The organism is Acidovorax sp. JHL-3, from assembly GCF_000526295.1.
Classification (GTDB): domain Bacteria; phylum Pseudomonadota; class Gammaproteobacteria; order Burkholderiales; family Burkholderiaceae_C; genus Acidovorax; species Acidovorax defluvii.
In genome coordinates, this window is the sequence record NZ_JAFU01000001.1 from 2179071 (window position 1) to 2196620 (window position 17550).

The following is a 17550-nucleotide window of genomic DNA, read 5'->3' on the forward strand; positions in this document are numbered from 1 at the left end:
CGCAATCAGTTGCTGGAATGGGCTGTTTTCAGGAACTGTACAAAACCGGGGTCGGAATAGGCTGCAGGGGGGAGATCATCGGTCAGCAATGCAGCGTCGACTTCTGCCACTTCGTTGGTGCCGATTTCGTCCTGGGAGTCATTGATCACCACAAGTCCCACCAGCAGGGCCATTACCGGGATGGCCGAAACCAGCGCACTCCACCAGCCACTGCGTTCGTTGCCACCGCCGAGCACCGCCGTGTTGCCTGAATGCAGAACGGCAGGGGCTGCACGCCGGACCTGCACGACGACTTTGCGCTTGGCCAGTGCCTGCATGCGGGCGGCGCGCAGCCGCTCGGAAATATCGTAGGGCAGGTCATCCGTTCCACTGGTCAGTCGCGCGGTGACGCGGCGGGCGAAACGATCTGCCGCCATTTCGGTGGGGAGAGTGTTTGCTTTGTTCATGGCTCGATTCCTTTTGCCTTCAGTGCCTTGCTGAGGGCCTGTACTGCACGAAAACAGTGTGTTTTGACGCTGCCTTCGGAGCAGCCCATGGCGGCTGCTGTTTCTGCGACATCCATTTCTTCCCAGTAACGCATGAGAAACGCTTCCCGTTGACGTGCTGGCAACTCCTCAATCTCTGCTTCGATGTCCTTGAAGGTCTGCGCGCGCCGCGCCAGATCTTCCGCGCTTTCAGCCCGCTCCCCATTGTCGGGGCCGGCATAGGCTTCAAGCAGATCAAATTCTGCGCCATCGTCGCCCGGTCCATCAAAGTCGCTCATGCTGGAAAACAGCGCATTGCGCGTCTTCTGGCGACGAAACCAGTCCAGCGTGCAGTTCGACAGAATGCGCTGAAAGAGCATGGGCAGCTCGCCCGGGGGCTTGTCGCCGTAGTGCTCGGCCAGCTTGAGCATGCTGTCCTGAACAATGTCCAGGGCCGCTTCCTCGTTGCGGACGTGATAGATCGAGCGCTTGAATGCGCGCTTTTCTACACTTTTGAGGAAATCGGAGAGTTCTTGTTCTGTTGCCAAGAGGAGTCAGCCCGGGAGGGTCGATGTCGTGCGAGAACGCACGATAGAGCGGTCATAGCCATTCAATTATCGCATTGGGCGCTGAATTTTCCGCGAATAGCTGGTTTTGTTCGTGTTGCAGTGCGATAATTTCGTTTGCAATTCAAAAGGCAAACGGGTCACGGTCCGGCGCGGCAATCATCCCGCCCATGTCCTTGGCCTCAAGTTCCGAGCTGGCTTCACGAGAGTCCATGCGAGGAGCACCCAAGGTTTTTCGTCAGAGAAATTCACAAAGGTTGATCATGGAAATCACAAAGGCTGAACTCACATCGGCAGCCGCTGCCTCCCAAGGCAACTTCCCCGCCTCCGGCTCTCAGGACCTCATGGGTTCTGAAATTCTCGTCAAGTCGTTGCAGGCCGAAAACGTTCAGTACATCTGGGGCTACCCAGGCGGCGCAGTTTTGTACATCTACGACGCGCTGTACAAGCAAGACACCATTCAGCATGTGCTGGTGCGCCATGAACAGGCAGCAGTGCATGCGGCAGACGGCTACGCACGAGCCACCGGCGAGGTGGGTGTGGCGCTGGTCACTTCAGGCCCGGGGCTTACCAATGCCGTGACCGGCATTGCCACGGCCTACATGGACAGCATTCCCATGGTGATCATCTCCGGCCAGGTGCCCACGGCGGCCATCGGTCTGGATGCGTTCCAGGAATGCGACACGGTGGGCATCACGCGCCCCATCGTGAAGCACAACTTCCTGGTCAAGGATCCACGCGATCTGGCCATGACGCTGAAAAAAGCCTTCCACATCGCACGCACCGGCCGACCTGGCCCCGTGGTGGTCGACATTCCGAAGGACGTTTCGTTCAAGAAGGTGCCTTACTCCGGTTATCCCCAAACCGTGGAAATGCGCTCCTACAACCCGGTAAAGAAGGGCCACGGCGGCCAGATTCGCAAGGCGCTTCAGTTGCTGCTGGCGGCCAAGCGCCCCTATATCTATACTGGCGGTGGTGTGTTGCTGGGCAATGCCACCAACGAGTTGCGTACCCTGGTCGACATGCTGGGCTACCCCGTGACCAACACGTTGATGGGCCTGGGTGCCTATCCGGCGTCGGATCGCAAATTCCTGGGCATGCTGGGCATGCACGGCACCATCGAAGCCAACAATGCCATGCAGAACTGCGATGTGCTGCTGGCGGTTGGCGCGCGGTTTGACGACCGCGTGATCGGCAACACCAAGCATTTTGCGCAGAACGAGCGCAAGATCATCCATGTGGACATCGACCCGTCCAGCATCTCCAAGCGCGTCAAGGTCGATATTCCGATCGTGGGCGATGTGAAAGACGTGCTGACCGAGCTGATCTCGATGATCCGCGAAGGCAGCACCCGCCCCGACACCGGCGCGCTCGCCGCCTGGTGGGACACCATTGAAGGCTGGCGCAAGCGCGATTGCCTCAAGTACGACATGGGCAGCGGCGATGTGATCAAGCCGCAGTATGTGGTCGAGACGCTGTGGAACATGACCAAGGACGCGGACACCTACATCACGTCCGACGTGGGCCAGCACCAGATGTGGGCCGCGCAGTACTACCGCTTTGACGAGCCGCGCCGCTGGATCAATTCTGGTGGCCTGGGCACCATGGGCGTGGGCATCCCCTATGCCATGGGCATCAAGCTGGCCAAGCCGCAAAGCGAAGTGTTCTGCATCACGGGCGAAGGCTCGGTGCAGATGAACATTCAAGAACTGTCCACTTGCCTGCAGTACAACACGCCGATCAAGATCTGCGCATTGAACAACCGCTATCTGGGCATGGTGCGCCAGTGGCAGGAGATTGAATACTCCGGCCGCTACAGCCACAGCTACATGGACGCGCTGCCCAACTTCGTCAAGCTGGCCGAGGCCTATGGGCATGTGGGCCTGCTGATCGAACACCCCAAAGACGTGGAGCCCGCGCTGCGCGAGGCGCGCAAGCTCAAGGACCGCACCGTGTTCATGGACTTCCGCACCGACCCCACCGAGAACGTGTTCCCGATGGTGCAGGCCGGCAAGGGCATTACCGAAATGTTGCTGGGGTCGGAAGATCTTTAAGCCAAATCGGCCTCCAGCGCTTTTCCATCAAGCGTAAGTAGCTATTAATTTAATAGCATTCAATTTTTGACGAATCTATTGCCTGCCAAGCCCGTGCATTACCGTGCACGGGGGAGGGCAGCAAAAAGAGGAATCTGGACACCATGAAACACATCATTGCCGTTTTGCTCGAAAACGAACCCGGCGCGCTGTCGCGCGTTGTGGGCCTGTTCTCTGCCCGGGGTTACAACATCGAGTCGCTCACCGTGGCGCCTACCGAGGATGCGTCGCTCTCGCGCATGACCATCCAGACCACGGGCTCCGAAGACGTGATCGAGCAGATTACCAAGCACCTGAACCGTCTCATCGAGGTGGTGAAAGTGGTGGACCTGACCGAAGGCGCTTACACCGAGCGCGAGCTCATGATGGTGAAGGTGCGTGCGGTGGGCAAGGAGCGTGAGGAGATGAAGCGCATGGCCGACATCTTCCGCGGCCGCATCATCGACGTCACCGAAAAGAGCTACACCATCGAGCTCACTGGCGACCAGTCCAAGAACGATGCCTTTTTGCAGGCGATCGACCGCACGGCGATCCTGGAAACCGTCCGCACCGGTGCCAGCGGCATCGGGCGCGGCGAGCGCATCTTGCGCGTGTAACGGATTCGCCTTCAACCAGCTAACGGTGCTGGGTCGCCTTGCCGTGCCAGAGCACTGTTTGCGGTTCCCCGCCTGGTTATCCGGTTGACGTCGAATCCTATGTAAGACAATCGACTGTTTAGTTTTCAACCCCCAACAACGCATTTCAACCGGAGCGACCCATGAAAGTTTTCTACGACAAAGACTGTGACCTGAGCCTGATCAAGGGCAAGACCGTTGCCATCATCGGCTATGGCTCGCAGGGCCACGCCCATGCACAAAACCTGAACGACAGTGGCGTGAAGGTCGTGGTCGGTCTGCGCAAGGGTGGTGCCTCATGGGACAAGGTCGGCAAGGCTGGCCTCACGGTGATGGAGGTCAACGACGCCGTGAAGGCTGCTGACGTGGTCATGATCTTGCTGCCCGACGAAGACATCGCTGGCGTCTACAAGAACAATGTCGAGCCGAACATCAAGCAAGGCGCATCGCTGGCCTTCGCCCACGGCTTCAATGTGCACTACAACCAGGTCGTTCCCCGCGCCGATCTGGACGTGTGGATGGTGGCCCCCAAGGCTCCTGGCCACACCGTGCGCAACACCTACACCCAGGGCGGCGGCGTGCCCCACCTGGTGGCGGTGCACCAGGACAAGACGGGCAAGGCCCGTGACTTGGCCCTGAGCTACGCGATGGCCAATGGTGGCGGCAAGGCCGGCATCATCGAGACCAACTTCAAGGAAGAAACCGAGACCGACCTGTTCGGCGAGCAGGCCGTGCTGTGCGGCGGCGCCGTCGAGCTGATCAAGATGGGTTATGAAACCCTGGTCGAAGCCGGCTACGCGCCTGAAATGGCCTACTTCGAGTGCCTGCACGAGCTCAAGCTCATCGTGGACCTGATCTACGAAGGCGGCATTGCCAACATGAACTACTCGATCTCGAACAACGCCGAATACGGCGAGTATGTGACCGGCCCCGAAGTGATCAACGCCCAGTCGCGCGAAGCCATGCGCAACGCCCTCAAGCGCATTCAGAACGGCGAATACGCCAAGATGTTCATTCTGGAAGGTCGCACCGGTTACCCCAGCATGACCGCGCGCCGCCGCAATACGGCTGACCACTCCATCGAAAAGGTGGGCGGCCAGTTGCGCGCAATGATGCCCTGGATTGCCAAGAACAAGCTGGTCGACCAGACCCGCAACTGATGCTTCATTTCTGAAGCATTCCAAGGCCACTTCGGTGGCCTTTTTTGTGGCCGGGGTGCTGTGTGGGCAGGCGCTACACTGCTGCCTTCGCCTTGGGCGCACGCGGTGGTTTGCCTGTTTTGCGGGTGATGACTGAATACTATAAATTTGAGAGCTGCTTGCGCATGATGGGCAAGGGCTGGAGGCCTATTTGATGCATGATGGCAGTGAATCTACTGAAAATCCTGGTGTGATGGTGCGCAAACGGCGCAAGGGCATCTACATCCTGCCCAACCTGTTCACGCTGGCGGCATTGTTCGGTGGGTTCTATTCGATCGTGATGGCGATGAACGGCCGGTTTGACATGGCCGCCGTGGGCGTTTTCTGTGCCATGGTGCTCGACAGCCTGGACGGCCGGGTGGCGCGCATGACGAACACGCAAAGCGCCTTTGGCGAACAAATGGATTCGCTGTCCGACATGGTGTCGTTTGGTGCGGCGCCGGCCCTGATTGCCTACGAATGGTCGCTCAGGGGTCTGGGCCGCTGGGGCTGGATTGCCGCGTTTGTCTATTGTGCGTGTGCGGCGCTGCGGCTGGCGCGGTTCAACGTCAACACCAGCGTGGTAGACAAGCGTTATTTTCAGGGGCTGCCATCGCCCGCTGCGGCCGCGCTGGTGGCGGGCTTCATCTGGCTGATGACCGAGCTGGGGGTGCGCAGGGGTGAGGACCTGTGGCTGACCTGGAACCAGGTTACCTGGATCATGTTTGCCTTTACCTTGTATGCGGGGCTCACCATGGTGACCAATGTGCCGTTCTATAGCTTCAAGGACGTGCAGATGAAAAAGAGCGTGCCCTTCGCTGTCATCGTGCTGATTGCCCTGGGCATTGCAGTCATCAATATCCACCCGCCGATTGTCATGTTTGGCGTTTTTGTTGTGTATGGCATGAGCGGCTATGCCGTGTATGCATGGCGCAAGGCCAAGGGGCAACACAGCAGTGTGATCAGCATGTCAACCGACGAGCCCGACGAACGGGGACTGCACCGGTGACGGCTGCAGGGCGTAAAAAACTGTGCTACATTGGATCGCATGAATATGTTTGCACTGGCTCTACTGCTATCTCCCCACGGGCGGAGACGGTAGGCGCACGCGCACACTTTTTCCACAAAGGCCCGTATGCACCCGCAACGGGCCTTTTGTTTTGGGCGCCAGAATTTCGACGTTGCGGGCCACCCCATCAGTATCAGGAGAGACCAAATGGCTGACAAACTCATCATTTTTGACACCACCTTGCGCGATGGCGAGCAATCGCCCGGCGCATCCATGACCAAAGACGAAAAGCTGCGCATTGCCCGCCAGCTTGAGCGCCTGAAGGTGGATGTGATTGAAGCCGGTTTTGCAGCCAGCTCCAACGGGGATTTTGAAGCCGTCCAGGCGATCGCCAATGCGATCAAGGAATCGACCATCTGCTCACTGTCCCGCGCGAACGATCGCGATATCGCGCGCGCAGCCGAGGCCCTCCAGGGTGCGGCCAGCGCACGGATCCACACCTTTATCGCGACGTCGGCGCTGCACATGGAAAAGAAGCTGCGCATGACGCCAGAGCAGGTGCTGGAGCAGGCCAAGCAGTCGGTGCGCTTTGCGCGCAACCTGGTGGGCGATATTGAGTTCAGCCCCGAAGACGGCTACCGCAGCGACCCCGATTTTCTGTGCCGTGTGATCGAGGCGGTGATTGCCGAGGGCGCCACCACCATCAATGTGCCAGATACCGTGGGCTATGCCGTGCCCGAGCTGTACGGCCAGTTCATCAAGAACCTGCGCGAGCGCGTGCCCAACAGCGACAAGGCCATTTGGTCGGTGCACTGCCATAACGATCTGGGCATGGCAGTGGCCAATTCGCTCGCTGGAGTGAAGATCGGCGGTGCGCGCCAGGTGGAATGCACCATCAATGGCCTGGGTGAGCGGGCTGGCAACTGCTCGCTTGAAGAGGTTGTCATGGCCGTCAAGACGCGCCGCGACTATTACGGGCTGGACGTCGGCATCGACACCAAGCACATTGTGGCCGCCAGTCGCATGGTGAGCCAGACCACGGGTTTTGTGGTGCAGCCCAACAAGGCCGTGGTGGGCGCCAATGCGTTTGCCCATGCCAGCGGCATCCACCAGGACGGCGTCCTGAAGGCCCGTGACACCTATGAAATCATGCGTGCGGAAGACGTGGGCTGGAGTGCCAACAAGATCGTTCTGGGCAAGCTGAGCGGACGCAACGCTTTCAAGCAGCGCCTGCAGGAACTGGGCGTGCAACTGGAAAGCGAAACCGATGTCAACAATGCGTTCGCAAAGTTCAAAGAGCTGGCTGACCGCAAGAGCGAGATTTTTGACGAGGACATCCTGGCGCTGGTGAGTGACGAAAGCGTGACCAGCGAGAAAGAGCAATTTGGGTTTGTTTCGCTTTCTCAGCACAGCGAAACGGGCGAGCGCCCCCAGGCCACGATCGTGTTCACCGTGGATGGCAAGGAGGTTCGCGGGCAGTCCGATGGCAATGGTCCCGTGGATGCATCGCTCAAAGCCATCGAGTCACATGTCCAGAGTGGTGCGGAAATGGTTCTGTATTCGGTCAACGCCATCAGTGGATCGACCGAAAGCCAGGGCGAAGTCACGGTGCGTCTGCAAAACAGCGGTCGTGTCGTGAATGGCGTGGGATCGGACCCGGACATCGTGGTTGCCTCCGCCAAAGCCTATCTGAGCGCGTTGAATAAATTACAAAGTAAAGCTGACCGTGTGGCCGCACAAGGTTGAGGCGTGAACCTATAATTCACTTACTTTATTGAAAAGTCGTGCAAGCTGTTGATCTTGCGCGACTTTTTTCAATTCTGTACACTGCCTACACCTTTTACCGTTTGGAGCACTTTGATGCACCATCGCCGCCGCACAGCAGTGAATCCTTTCCTTCAGTTTTTTGGTCTCCTTGTTGTGAGCGTTGCGCTGGTGTTTCCAGCCGCCCATGCAGCGGAACGAAAAAAAGCTTCGGTCAAAAAGCCCCAAACCCAGTCCGTCAGCGCCAAGCGTTCGGTGGTACTGCGCAAGGCTGCCGGTGCGGGCAAGGCGGTGCGCGTTACAGCGCGAACCGCCAGGGCGCCTACGCGGGTTGCCTACGTGCCTGCCAAGCCTTCTTTCGCCCAGATGGCTGGACTTCACCAGGTCAGCGACCCCCTTGATCTGAAGTCCAGCGTGGCCTTCGTGATCGACCAGGACACGAATGAGGTTCTGATCAGCAAGAACGACCATGCGGTGTTGCCCATTGCATCGCTGACCAAGCTCATGACGGGCCTCGTCATCACCCAGGCCCGTCTGCCCATGGATGAGCTTGTGACCATTACCCAGGATGACGTGGATACGGAAAAGGGCAGCCGCTCGCGCCTGAGCGTAGGCACCACCTTGACCCGTGGCGAGATGCTGCATCTGGCGCTTATGTCCAGTGAAAACCGTGCGGCGCACGCACTGGGGCGCACCTACCCAGGCGGGCTCAATGCGTTTGTAGCCCTGATGAACAGCAAGGCCCGCTCATTGGGAATGACCGACACCAACTATGTCGAGCCCACGGGTCTGTCGAGCCGCAACCAAGCGAGTGCGCGCGATCTGGCTCGACTGGTGAATGCGGCCCATGGAGACCCGGTGATGCGGGAGTTCTCCACCTCTCCCGGATACGAGGTCGCAGTGGGTGAAAGGACCTTGCAGTACAACAACACCAATGGGCTGGTGAAAAACCCTGAGTGGAATATCGGACTGCAAAAGACCGGTTACATCTCTGAGGCGGGCCGGTGCCTGGTGATGCAGACACACATCGCGGGGCGCAAGCTCATAATGGTTTTTCTTGATTCCGCGGGCAAGTTCAGTCGGCTGGGTGACGCGCAGCGTGTGCGCAATTGGGTGGAGGCCCTGCCTGCACTGGGTTCCCAACTCCAGGCGACCCGGTCCAGTCCAGGCTAGTCCGCGCTTGTTTCGCCTGGGGCGACGATCCGCAGGATTCCGGGTCTTTTCTACACATTCGCAGGGCTGCTGCCCGCGTCTTTGGTGGCCAGGTAGCCTAGCGCCAAAGAGATCTCTTGGGCTGTGGCCTGCAGCTTGGGCAGCCAGCCTTCATCCAGGCGATCGGCCGGGGCCGATATCGACAGGCCCGCTACCAGCTTGCTCTGGTCGTCATAGACCCCTGCCGCCATGCAGCGCACTCCCAGTTCCAGTTCTTCGTTATCACGGGCAATGCCATATTGGCGTGCCTTGGCAAGTTCGCGCTCAAGTATCGGCAGTTGGGTGATGCTGTTGCGGGTGTGTCCTGCCAGCCCTGTGCGCGTGGCATAGGCGCGCACACGTTGCGGGTCGTCGAGCGCCAGAAACAGTTTGCCTGTCGACGTCAGGTGCAGCGGAGCACGCCCACCGATGGCGCGCACCACCTGCATTCCAGAGCGTTCACTGTAGGCGCGTTCCACATAAACAATTTCGTCACCCTGGCGCATGCTCAGGTTCACGGGTTGCTGAATGAGTTTGTGCAGATTGCGCATGGGTGCAAGTGCCGCATCGCGCACACTCAGGCGAGCCTTGACGAGATTGCCCAGCTCCAGCAGCCGCATGCCCAGCCGGTAGCTGCCTGATTCGGGCCGATCAACAAACCGTCCAATGGTCAGGTCGTTGAGAATGCGATGGGTCGTGGAGGGGTGCAGTCCGGTCTTTTCGCTGATTTCCTTGAGGGAAATGGCTTCTTCGCGCGAGGCCAGGACATCGATCAGCGTGAACATGCGTTCCAGCACCTGAACGCTGGGTTTCACGGGAATGCCTGGATCTTTTTTCTTCATGGGATGGTGCGTGACGGGAATGTGCGCATTTTATCTTGTGAAATTTCGATGATGCGATGGGCGACCAGATGCTTGATGGTCCGGCGGGCAGATCCATGTGTTTGCTACCCGTATCTCATGGGGCGTAAACCGGGCTTTGTAGTTCATCTTGGTGCTTTCCTGGATCCAGTAACCCAGGTACACATGGGGCAGCCCCAATGACCTTGCCTGTTCAATCTGCCACATCACGTTGTAGGTTCCGTAGCTGCAACCTGCATCCGGCGCATAGAAGGTGTAAACGGCCGAGAGGCCATCGTTCAGGACATCCAGGATGGACACCATCTTCAGAGCCCCTGCATCACCAGATGCATCGAGTTCGCGAAACTCCACGAGACGGGTGTTTACCCGGCTTTGCAGCAGGAACTGTGTGTACTGGTCAATGCTGTCGTGGTCCATGCCACCCCCAGGATGGCGGGCGTTCTGATAAGACCGGTACAACTGGTAATGCTCTGGAATGAAACACAACCTCAGCACCCGAGCCTGCAGGTGCCCGTGTCGCGCAACTGCTCTGCGCTGGCTGCGATCGGGCTTGAAATCGTGGGCTTTGATACGCAGCGGGACACATGCCTGGCACCCGTCACAATAAGGGCGATAGGTGAACATGCCGCTGCGCCGGAACCCCTGTGCCACCAGGCCTGAGTAAAGATCGCTTTGAATGAGATGGCTCGGGGTGGCGACCTGCGACCGTGCCTGCCGATCGGGCAGGTAACTGCAAGGGTAAGGGGCCGTTGCGTAAAACTGCAGCGTTTGCAGCGGGAGGTCGTTGAGTTGCGTCATGCCGTGGGCGCCCGGGTATTACAGCAATTCGTTCCAGTATAGGGGCTCGAAGTGCCACGGAATGGGCGGCTGGGAGCTCTGGTCTTTTACATGCTGTATGAACGTTGTGCGCGGTATTTCATGTGCACCGAGCGATGCCAGATGCACTGTGTTTTGTTGACAGTCAATCAGTTCGACACCGTTGCGGCGGCACAGGCAAACCAGAGCTGCCAGTGCGATTTTGGAGGCATTTGTCGCGTGGGCGAACATGGATTCTCCGAATACAGCGTGTCCGATCGCCACGCAATACAGTCCACCTGCCAGCTTTCCGTCCACCCATGTTTCCACGCTGTGCGCAGTGCCTTGTGCATGCAGCGCTTCATAGGCTGCCACCATGGCAGGGACAATCCAGGTGCCGTTCTGCCCTTCCCGCGCGGTGCTGGAGCACGACCGGATGACCCGGTCAAAAGCGGAGTCGATGCGTATTTCGCAGGCCGCATCGGCGCGAAACCGATTCAGCGTCTTTCTTAGTGACCGGTGCAGCCGGAACTCGGCAACTTTCAGCACCATGCGCGGGTCTGGTGCCCACCACAGAATGGGCTGACCGGCGCTGAACCAGGGAAACGTACCCTGAGCGTAGGCTGCGCGCAGTTGGGGCACTCCAAGGGCTCCGCCCGCTGCCAGCAGTCCCGGGGCCGGGCTGTCCCCTCCCCATGCGGTGGAAGGATCGGGTAACGGGTCCTCTGGTTCCAGCCAGGGCAGTTGAGGAGGCATATCGCGCTGAGTCAGGAAAGCATTCGATTGTGCTGCAAAGCGCCGTTCACGTGGGCCCAGCGCGAGCCAGGGCAACGCGCTCTTCTTGCGAGCATCATGCTTTCGCGGGTTGCTTCACCAATACTGGCATTGTCTCCGCTGGAATGAGGCCATGTTTGGCACATGTGCTCGCGATCATGCCGAGCTCTTGCTCAATCTCTTGAAATGATGGCCGACTTGACGGGATATCGGAAAGGCACCGGGCTTTCAACTGGTGGAGTGTTGTCAGTCTGTCGTCCGAGTCTGCAGGCATATCGCTGCGTTCGACCAACTCTTCCAGAAGACAGCCGAACGCACGCACTTCGAGCTGTTGCAGTCTGCTGTGAAGCGCTGAGGGACCGGGTGGATACAAAGAAGCCGCCCCAAAATCGCCGAGCAGCGCACGGCCTTGTTGTTCATGCAGGATGTTATGCGCGTAGAGGTCGCCGTGGATGATGCCTTGCTGGTGCAGATGGTGGGCCGCAGCGGCAATATCGAGCGTGAGGCGCAATATGGCGGTCAGGTCAAAGCGCACGCCTTGCGCATAAACATCACGTGTGCACGATTGCAGGCTGGGTGGGGCGGCCAGGTTGCGAAAACGGGTGTCGATCAGCGACATCACCAAGCCATTGGCACCGGCAGGATGGTGCGCAATCCGGCCCAGGACAGGGATCAGGCCGGGGTGCTTGCCCGCTTGAATGCAGGTCGTCATTTCGGACATAGGCAGGCCGTCACTGGTGATGTCGCCTTTGAATATCTTGACGGCAACCGGTTGCACCTGATCACGGTGAAAAAGCTCGGCCATGTAGATGACCCCTGAGGCGCCTTCTCCCAGTGAGTGCACGATTCGCAGTCGATCCCAGGGGATCGAAGTGATAGGCGTGGCAACTTGCGCAGAACGCCCCGGCGCTTCACAAAATGGATTTCCGGCGTATGCCAGCCACGACAACCGGGGCATTGTCATGAGCCACTCCGGCAATTCAGACAGCTGGTTGGCAGGAACGCGCAGCAGTTCTAGGCGCGAGCATCGGGACAGCTCGGGGGGCAAGGTTTTCAGCTGATTCCCTGAAAGCATCAGCTTTTGCAGTTGGGTGCAGTCTCCGATTTGGGCTGGCAATTCGTTAATGCGGTTGTCGGTCAGAATCAGCCAGCGCAGCAGCGGAGGAAGTCCCTTCTCCGATACTGTGCGGATTTGATTGGCCCTGAATCCCACCATGCTCAGCTGCGGACACCGGCCTAACACCTCGGGTAACTCTGTGAACTGATTGTCCGAGCAGAACAGGATGCGCAGCTTGCTCAATCGATTCAGATCGTCCGGCAAGGAAGTCAACGCATTGCCGGATAGATCCAGGATCTCCAGCGTATCTGCCAATTCAAATAGTGCCTGCGGAAATGCCGTCAAACCGCAGGCCAGTTTGACCTGGCGAGCACCTCGGAGGTCGCCGCAATGCAGTTGATCCAGAGTGTTCATGGCAGGCAATGACAGTTCATCGTGATGGAGTGTTGGCCGAACGTCGGTGTTCTCGACACCGCCCGAAGGTCGATGCGTTGCGACACTGGTGCGTGCGGCAACCCTTTTCGGCTGTTTGCCATTACAACAAAGCAAAAAGGCTACCCGGAAGGGTAGCCTTTGCTGCCAATTGATGGCTCCTCGACCTGGGCTCGAACCAGGGACCTACGGATTAACAGTCCGGCGCTCTACCGACTGAGCTATCGAGGAATGATCGGTATGTAAAAGGCCCTGCGTGCACATGCAGGGCCAGAAAAATCTTGGCTCCTCGACCTGGGCTCGAACCAGGGACCTACGGATTAACAGTCCGGCGCTCTACCGACTGAGCTATCGAGGAACAAGACTTAGATTATATACATAAAAACAGAGCAATTCCCCGTGGCCTGCGCTCATTAGGTGCGCTTGTCTGTGGGCTCGGGCCTGCGCCACAGCCATGCCAGCACACAGGCCATACAAATGCAGGCGAGAGCCACAGCCCAGCGAGGGGCTTCAGTGAAAGCCAGAATGGTGCCGCTCACGGCCATCATCACGGTGGCGCTCCATTTGGAGCGGCGACTTACGCGGCCACCGCTGGCCCAGTTGCGCAGCATGGGGCCGAACAGCGGGTGGAGCCAAAGCCATCGGTAGAGCCTGGGTGAACTCCGGGCCGCCGCCCATGCGGCCAGCAATATGAAAACGGTGGTTGGCAACCCGGGCAAAAATATGCCCACAATGCCCAGAACCAGGCACAACAGCGCAAACACTGTCAGTAACCAACGCAGGGGCCGCGGTAGCTCCTTGGGCATCGGTGTGTCAGGAGGGTTTTTGGTAGGCAAAGCCATTGGCCTTGATTGTGCATGGATGCCATGCGATGGCATCGCGCTCGCGCTATGCTTGTCAGCTTTCCTGTGAATGCGGTGAACTGCAGCAGTTTTCTGGCCCGGCCTCATGACCATCCACTCCATTTTGAAAATGGGCGATCCGCGCCTGTTGCGCATCGCTCAGCCCGTGCAGAGTTTTGATACCGACGAGTTGCATCTGTTGGTGCGTGACATGTTTGAAACCATGCAGTCTGTCCATGGTGCGGGTCTGGCGGCCCCCCAGATTGGCGTTGATTTGCAGGTGGTGATTTTTGGCTCGGGCACTCCCAATCCACGCTACCCAGAACGGCCCTTGGTCCCGCCCACTGTGCTTGTCAATCCGGTCATAACGCCGCTGGGTGAACAAGAGGAGGAGGATTGGGAAGGGTGTCTTTCAGTGCCTGGATTGCGTGGCAAGGTGCCGCGCTGGCTGCGCATACGGTACACAGGGTTCGACCCTTATGGCGACCCTATCGACCGCACAGTGGAGGGATTTCACGCCCGCGTCGTGCAGCACGAATGCGATCACCTCATCGGAAAGCTTTATCCCATGCGCGTGCGCGATTTCACCCAGTTTGGCTACACCGAAGTGCTCTTTCCGGGTATCAGCGCCGCAGAGGAGGACTAGCAGCGGGCAAGGTGTGTGGTGCACGGAACGGTTGGTGTAGCCGTTCGCTGCATGTTCTTAGACCATTCGACGGTACTGTCCCTCCCGCAACACTGGACGGCACTCCGTGAATCAACCCCCATGCAAAAAGTCCCTGATTCTTGCGAATCAGGGACTTTTATTTGGTGCCGGAGAGATGAATCGAACACCCGACCTTCTCATTACGAATGAGGGGATTATTGTATTTGCCCCTGTTGATTGACGTGGGTATACTTTATACAAATCAACATGTTACGTAGAAATTATGCGCTGAACTGTTGATTTGCACATAGGTATATATTGGGAGTTTGCCTACAGATTGCCTACAGATTTTCAAGGGGTGCCATGAGTGGAATGAAAAGCAGGGTTCGTTTGACCGCAGGCCGGGTTGGTGACTTCACTTGCCCACCCGGTAAGTCCCAGACTTTCCTTTGGGACACCGAAGCCCCCGCCTTGGCGCTGCGCGTGACGCCCACGGGTCGTAAGACCTACGTATTTGAATCGCGCCTGAGCGGGGCAACCCTCCGCCTAAACATTGGTACCGCTGCCGATTGGCCGATTGAAAAAGCCCGAGGCGAGGCGCAGCGCTTAAAGGTGCTGGTGGACAGTGGCATCGACCCCCGAGAGCTGGAGCGCCAGCAACAGGCAGACAAAGCCGCGGCGAAGGACGCAGCAACTGCCAAAGCCTTGACGGTGGGCGATTTGTGGCCCCTGTATCTGGAGAATGGCAGGCCCAAGCGCCGGGATACATGGAAGCCGCGTTACCGTGCCGACCTTGAGGCAATGGCCGCACCTGGTGGCGAAAAGAAAAAGCGCGGGCAGGGTGTGAAAAGACCAGGGCCGCTTTTTCCGCTTATGGCGCTGCCGTTAGCCGGGATAAACGAGGATACGCTGAAAAGCTGGTTCGATCGTGAAGCCCTGAGCGGCAAGCACCAAGCTGCCAGAGCCCTAATGATGTTCAGGGGGTTCCTACGCTGGTGTGCCGCCCGTCCTGAATATCGGAGCTTGACCGATCGGGATGCTGGCAGGGCTCCCGCCATTTTGGAGAGTCTGCCACCGAACACCCGCCGTGTGGACAAACTGATGTCGGAACAGATCGCCGGTTGGTGGGCCAGTGTTGAGCAACTCCATAACCCTGTTCATTCAGCATATCTGCGCGCGCTGCTTTTGTCCGGTGCCCGCCGTGAGGAGATTGCCACACTTGAGTGGAGTCGCATCGATTGGCGATGGAAAACGATAACGATCGCCGATAAGTTCGAGCTGACCCGAACCATTCCGCTGGCTCCATACATGGCGTGGTTGCTAGACGGTCTTCCACGTCAGGGGAAGTACGTTTTTCATAGTTCTGGGCAACACGGCTATGTGAAGGACGCGCGATCAAGTATGGAGAGGGTATTAGCGGACTGCAGCGTAGACCACTTAACGTTCCATGGCTTGCGCCGGACGTTCACACAGGTGGCGCGGCGAATTGTGCCGGGTGGGGTGCCTGCTCAAATTTCAGGGCACAAGCCGAGCGCGACTGCCGAGGGCTACAACATTTTGACGCTGGATGAACTGCGGCCCTACATGGCACAGATTGAGGCCAAATTCTTGGAGGTTGCAGGTGTGCAGTTTGACGCACAGGCCGCGCCCGGTGTGCTGCGCGTGGTTGCCGGATAGGTCAACCAAGATCAATAAAAATACAAAATTCTATATAATTTGACGATGAAACCAATTGAGTTTCGAGGCACTGCACTTGATGACCTGCGCAGCTTTCCGCAGACCGCCATGCGTGAGGCCGGGTATCAACTGGACAGGGTGCAAAACGGCCTGGCACCTGATGATGCCAAGGCCATGCCCGGCATCGGGGCCGGTGTGGTGGAGTTGCGTATATGGGACGAAGCGGGCACCTTCCGCGTGGTGTATGTCGCCAAGTTGGCCGATGCCGTGTATGTGCTGCACTGTTTTCAGAAGAAAACCCAGCAAACCGCCAAACGCGATATTGAACTGGCCCAAAAGCGACTCAAGGCATTGATGAAGGAGATTGCACCATGACCGACAAACAGCGATTTTCCAGTGTATGGGACGCCATCGAGGACACTCCCCAGAACGCCGCGAGCATGCGTGCCCGATCGGACTTGATGATGAGCCTGACGGAAGTCATTCGCCAGCAAGGCATGACACAGGCACAGGCCGCTGTCTTTTTCGGCGTAACCCAGCCGCGCATATCTGACCTGATGCGAGGTAAGGTCAATCTGTTTTCGCTGGACACTCTGATTGACATGGCCGCCACCGCTGGTATGGGGCCAACTGTCAAGGTTTCCATGCCCAGGGCAGCGCCAGTAAAGCGCCCTGCGCGCAGGGTTGCAGCGCCCGCCTGACCGTTTTTGCCCCAGCTAGACAGGGCTGCAATCCTGCCGAAAAGCCAGTGCCTCCCGCTGGCCTGCTGGGGCTCCGAACAAGGGAGCAGCGTCCGGGAGGGATGCGATGCAGCACCGCACTTTTGAAGCCGTCACGGGCCGTCAGCTTGACCCCACGTTCGTGGCGCTAGAGTCGCCCCGTCAACTGCTTATGTACCAGGCCATTGCGGCAGAGACAGAAAGCACGCGCGTCGCCCTGCGAGGTAAGCCGAATTGGAATTTTCCTGTGGCACAACCGGTACGCGGCTTTGTTCCAGCAGCCAAACGCCAGCGCCAACCTGAAACCACCTTAGCAGACCTGCTGCCCTGGTCGGCTTTGCTGACATTGGAAGGCTGTGCCGAGAATGCAGCCCAGCGCGCAGGCTGCACCAAGCAAGAAATCCTCGAATTTGCACTAACCATTTGCCCCTTTGAGCACATTGTGACTGTGCTCAATTTCATGGCGCTGGACAAGGGTAGTGCCGATGTCGCCAAAATTTTGAGCCCTCTGATCCGAGGCCTCAAAGCCAAAGAGGCGCGAATCAAGCAAGGTGCCAGCGTCGGGGGCAAGAAATCTGCACGTACGCGTCAATCGAATGCCAAGACCCCAGGCACCACCGAGATCTTGCAGAAACGTGGGCGTCTCCTTGATTCAGGCAGGGAAGCCAGTGACGTAGCGGGTATCTTGGCCCAACGCTATGGGGTTCATCCCAACACCATCCGTCGCAAGCTTCACGCGGCAGCCAAGGCGCAGGAGGGTTAGCAACCTTCCAAAAGAACGTGCATGAAGGGGGTTCGTGCACGTCGCCCCCGGAACAGTGCCGGTCATCTTCAACAAACCCATGAGGTTTTGAAATGGCCGCAAAGAC

At 58.5% G+C, this 17550-nt stretch carries 18 protein-coding genes and 2 tRNA genes; 11 read left to right on the forward strand and 9 right to left on the reverse strand.

The window, feature by feature from the left end; translation table 11 throughout:
• Positions 1-5: 5 nt before the first annotated feature.
• Together K226_RS0110245 and K226_RS0110250 are read right to left on the reverse strand one after the other, a co-directional pair.
• A complete protein-coding gene (locus K226_RS0110245; RefSeq protein ID WP_024814723.1) occupies positions 6-446 on the reverse strand; it encodes a DUF3619 family protein in 441 nt (146 codons plus the stop codon).
• On the reverse strand, positions 443-1012 hold the full coding sequence (locus tag K226_RS0110250) for an RNA polymerase sigma factor (RefSeq protein WP_024814724.1): 570 nt from the start codon (positions 1010-1012) through the stop codon (positions 443-445). The genes K226_RS0110245 and K226_RS0110250 overlap by 4 nt, the downstream gene beginning before the upstream one ends.
• A gap of 281 nt (positions 1013-1293) precedes the next feature.
• Between K226_RS0110250 and K226_RS0110260 the strand changes: the two genes are divergently transcribed.
• From K226_RS0110260 to pbpG, 6 genes are all read left to right on the forward strand, one after another.
• Positions 1294-3084 (forward strand): acetolactate synthase 3 catalytic subunit, encoded by a 1791-nt coding sequence (locus K226_RS0110260; RefSeq protein WP_024814725.1) that lies wholly within the window; start codon positions 1294-1296, stop codon positions 3082-3084.
• A gap of 143 nt (positions 3085-3227) precedes the next feature.
• Positions 3228-3719, forward strand: a complete 492-nt coding sequence (gene ilvN, locus K226_RS0110265; protein ID WP_024814726.1) for an acetolactate synthase small subunit — start codon at positions 3228-3230, stop codon at positions 3717-3719.
• A gap of 161 nt (positions 3720-3880) precedes the next feature.
• A complete protein-coding gene (ilvC, locus tag K226_RS0110270; RefSeq protein WP_024814727.1) occupies positions 3881-4897 on the forward strand; it encodes a ketol-acid reductoisomerase in 1017 nt (338 codons plus the stop codon).
• A gap of 193 nt (positions 4898-5090) precedes the next feature.
• Entirely contained in the window at positions 5091-5924 is an 834-nt protein-coding gene (gene pssA, locus K226_RS0110275) for a CDP-diacylglycerol--serine O-phosphatidyltransferase (RefSeq protein ID WP_024814728.1), read from the forward strand.
• Positions 5925-6131: 207 nt separating this feature from the next.
• A complete protein-coding gene (locus K226_RS0110280) occupies positions 6132-7670 on the forward strand; it encodes a 2-isopropylmalate synthase (RefSeq protein ID WP_024814729.1) in 1539 nt (512 codons plus the stop codon).
• Positions 7671-7784: 114 nt separating this feature from the next.
• Positions 7785-8861: a D-alanyl-D-alanine endopeptidase gene (gene pbpG / locus K226_RS0110285; RefSeq protein WP_024814730.1), complete on the forward strand. Its 1077-nt coding sequence runs from the start codon at positions 7785-7787 to the stop codon at positions 8859-8861.
• 50 nt (positions 8862-8911) lie between these two features.
• Here pbpG and K226_RS0110290 read toward each other — a convergent pair whose 3' ends face one another.
• From K226_RS0110290 to K226_RS0110320, 7 genes are all read right to left on the reverse strand, one after another.
• Positions 8912-9721: an IclR family transcriptional regulator gene (locus K226_RS0110290; RefSeq protein WP_024814731.1), complete on the reverse strand. Its 810-nt coding sequence runs from the start codon at positions 9719-9721 to the stop codon at positions 8912-8914.
• Between the two features lie 30 nt (positions 9722-9751).
• The gene (locus K226_RS18860) at positions 9752-10537 is read right to left on the reverse strand and encodes an arginyltransferase (protein ID WP_081739357.1); all 786 of its coding nucleotides are present in this window, start codon (positions 10535-10537) and stop codon (positions 9752-9754) included.
• Between the two features lie 18 nt (positions 10538-10555).
• Positions 10556-11290 (reverse strand): leucyl/phenylalanyl-tRNA--protein transferase, encoded by a 735-nt coding sequence (aat, locus tag K226_RS18865; protein WP_035240988.1) that lies wholly within the window; start codon positions 11288-11290, stop codon positions 10556-10558.
• Positions 11291-11384: 94 nt separating this feature from the next.
• Positions 11385-12779: a leucine-rich repeat-containing protein kinase family protein gene (locus tag K226_RS0110305; protein WP_024814732.1), complete on the reverse strand. Its 1395-nt coding sequence runs from the start codon at positions 12777-12779 to the stop codon at positions 11385-11387.
• A 173-nt stretch (positions 12780-12952) separates the two neighbouring features.
• Positions 12953-13028 (reverse strand) — tRNA-Asn (locus K226_RS0110310).
• 51 nt (positions 13029-13079) lie between these two features.
• Positions 13080-13155 (reverse strand) — tRNA-Asn (locus K226_RS0110315).
• Between the two features lie 55 nt (positions 13156-13210).
• Positions 13211-13639 carry a YbaN family protein gene (locus K226_RS0110320; RefSeq protein WP_024814733.1) on the reverse strand — a complete coding sequence of 143 codons (429 nt, stop codon included), beginning with the start codon at positions 13637-13639 and terminating at the stop codon, positions 13211-13213.
• Between the two features lie 106 nt (positions 13640-13745).
• Here K226_RS0110320 and def point away from each other — a divergent pair, with 106 nt between their 5' ends.
• The 5 genes from def to K226_RS0110345 all read left to right on the forward strand — a co-directional run bounded on the left by def (position 13746) and on the right by K226_RS0110345 (position 17444).
• Positions 13746-14285, forward strand: coding sequence for a peptide deformylase (def, locus tag K226_RS0110325; protein ID WP_024814734.1), 540 nt, complete (start codon positions 13746-13748; stop codon positions 14283-14285).
• A gap of 363 nt (positions 14286-14648) precedes the next feature.
• Complete coding sequence (locus K226_RS0110330) at positions 14649-15962, forward strand: integrase family protein (protein WP_035240991.1); 1314 nt, start codon at positions 14649-14651, stop codon at positions 15960-15962.
• A 45-nt stretch (positions 15963-16007) separates the two neighbouring features.
• Complete coding sequence (locus tag K226_RS0110335) at positions 16008-16337, forward strand: type II toxin-antitoxin system RelE/ParE family toxin (protein WP_035240994.1); 330 nt, start codon at positions 16008-16010, stop codon at positions 16335-16337.
• Positions 16334-16663 carry a helix-turn-helix domain-containing protein gene (locus tag K226_RS0110340; RefSeq protein ID WP_024814737.1) on the forward strand — a complete coding sequence of 110 codons (330 nt, stop codon included), beginning with the start codon at positions 16334-16336 and terminating at the stop codon, positions 16661-16663. The genes K226_RS0110335 and K226_RS0110340 overlap by 4 nt, the downstream gene beginning before the upstream one ends.
• A 106-nt stretch (positions 16664-16769) precedes the next feature.
• Positions 16770-17444 carry a hypothetical protein gene (locus tag K226_RS0110345; RefSeq protein WP_035240996.1) on the forward strand — a complete coding sequence of 225 codons (675 nt, stop codon included), beginning with the start codon at positions 16770-16772 and terminating at the stop codon, positions 17442-17444.
• The last annotated feature ends 106 nt before the right edge of the window (positions 17445-17550 follow it).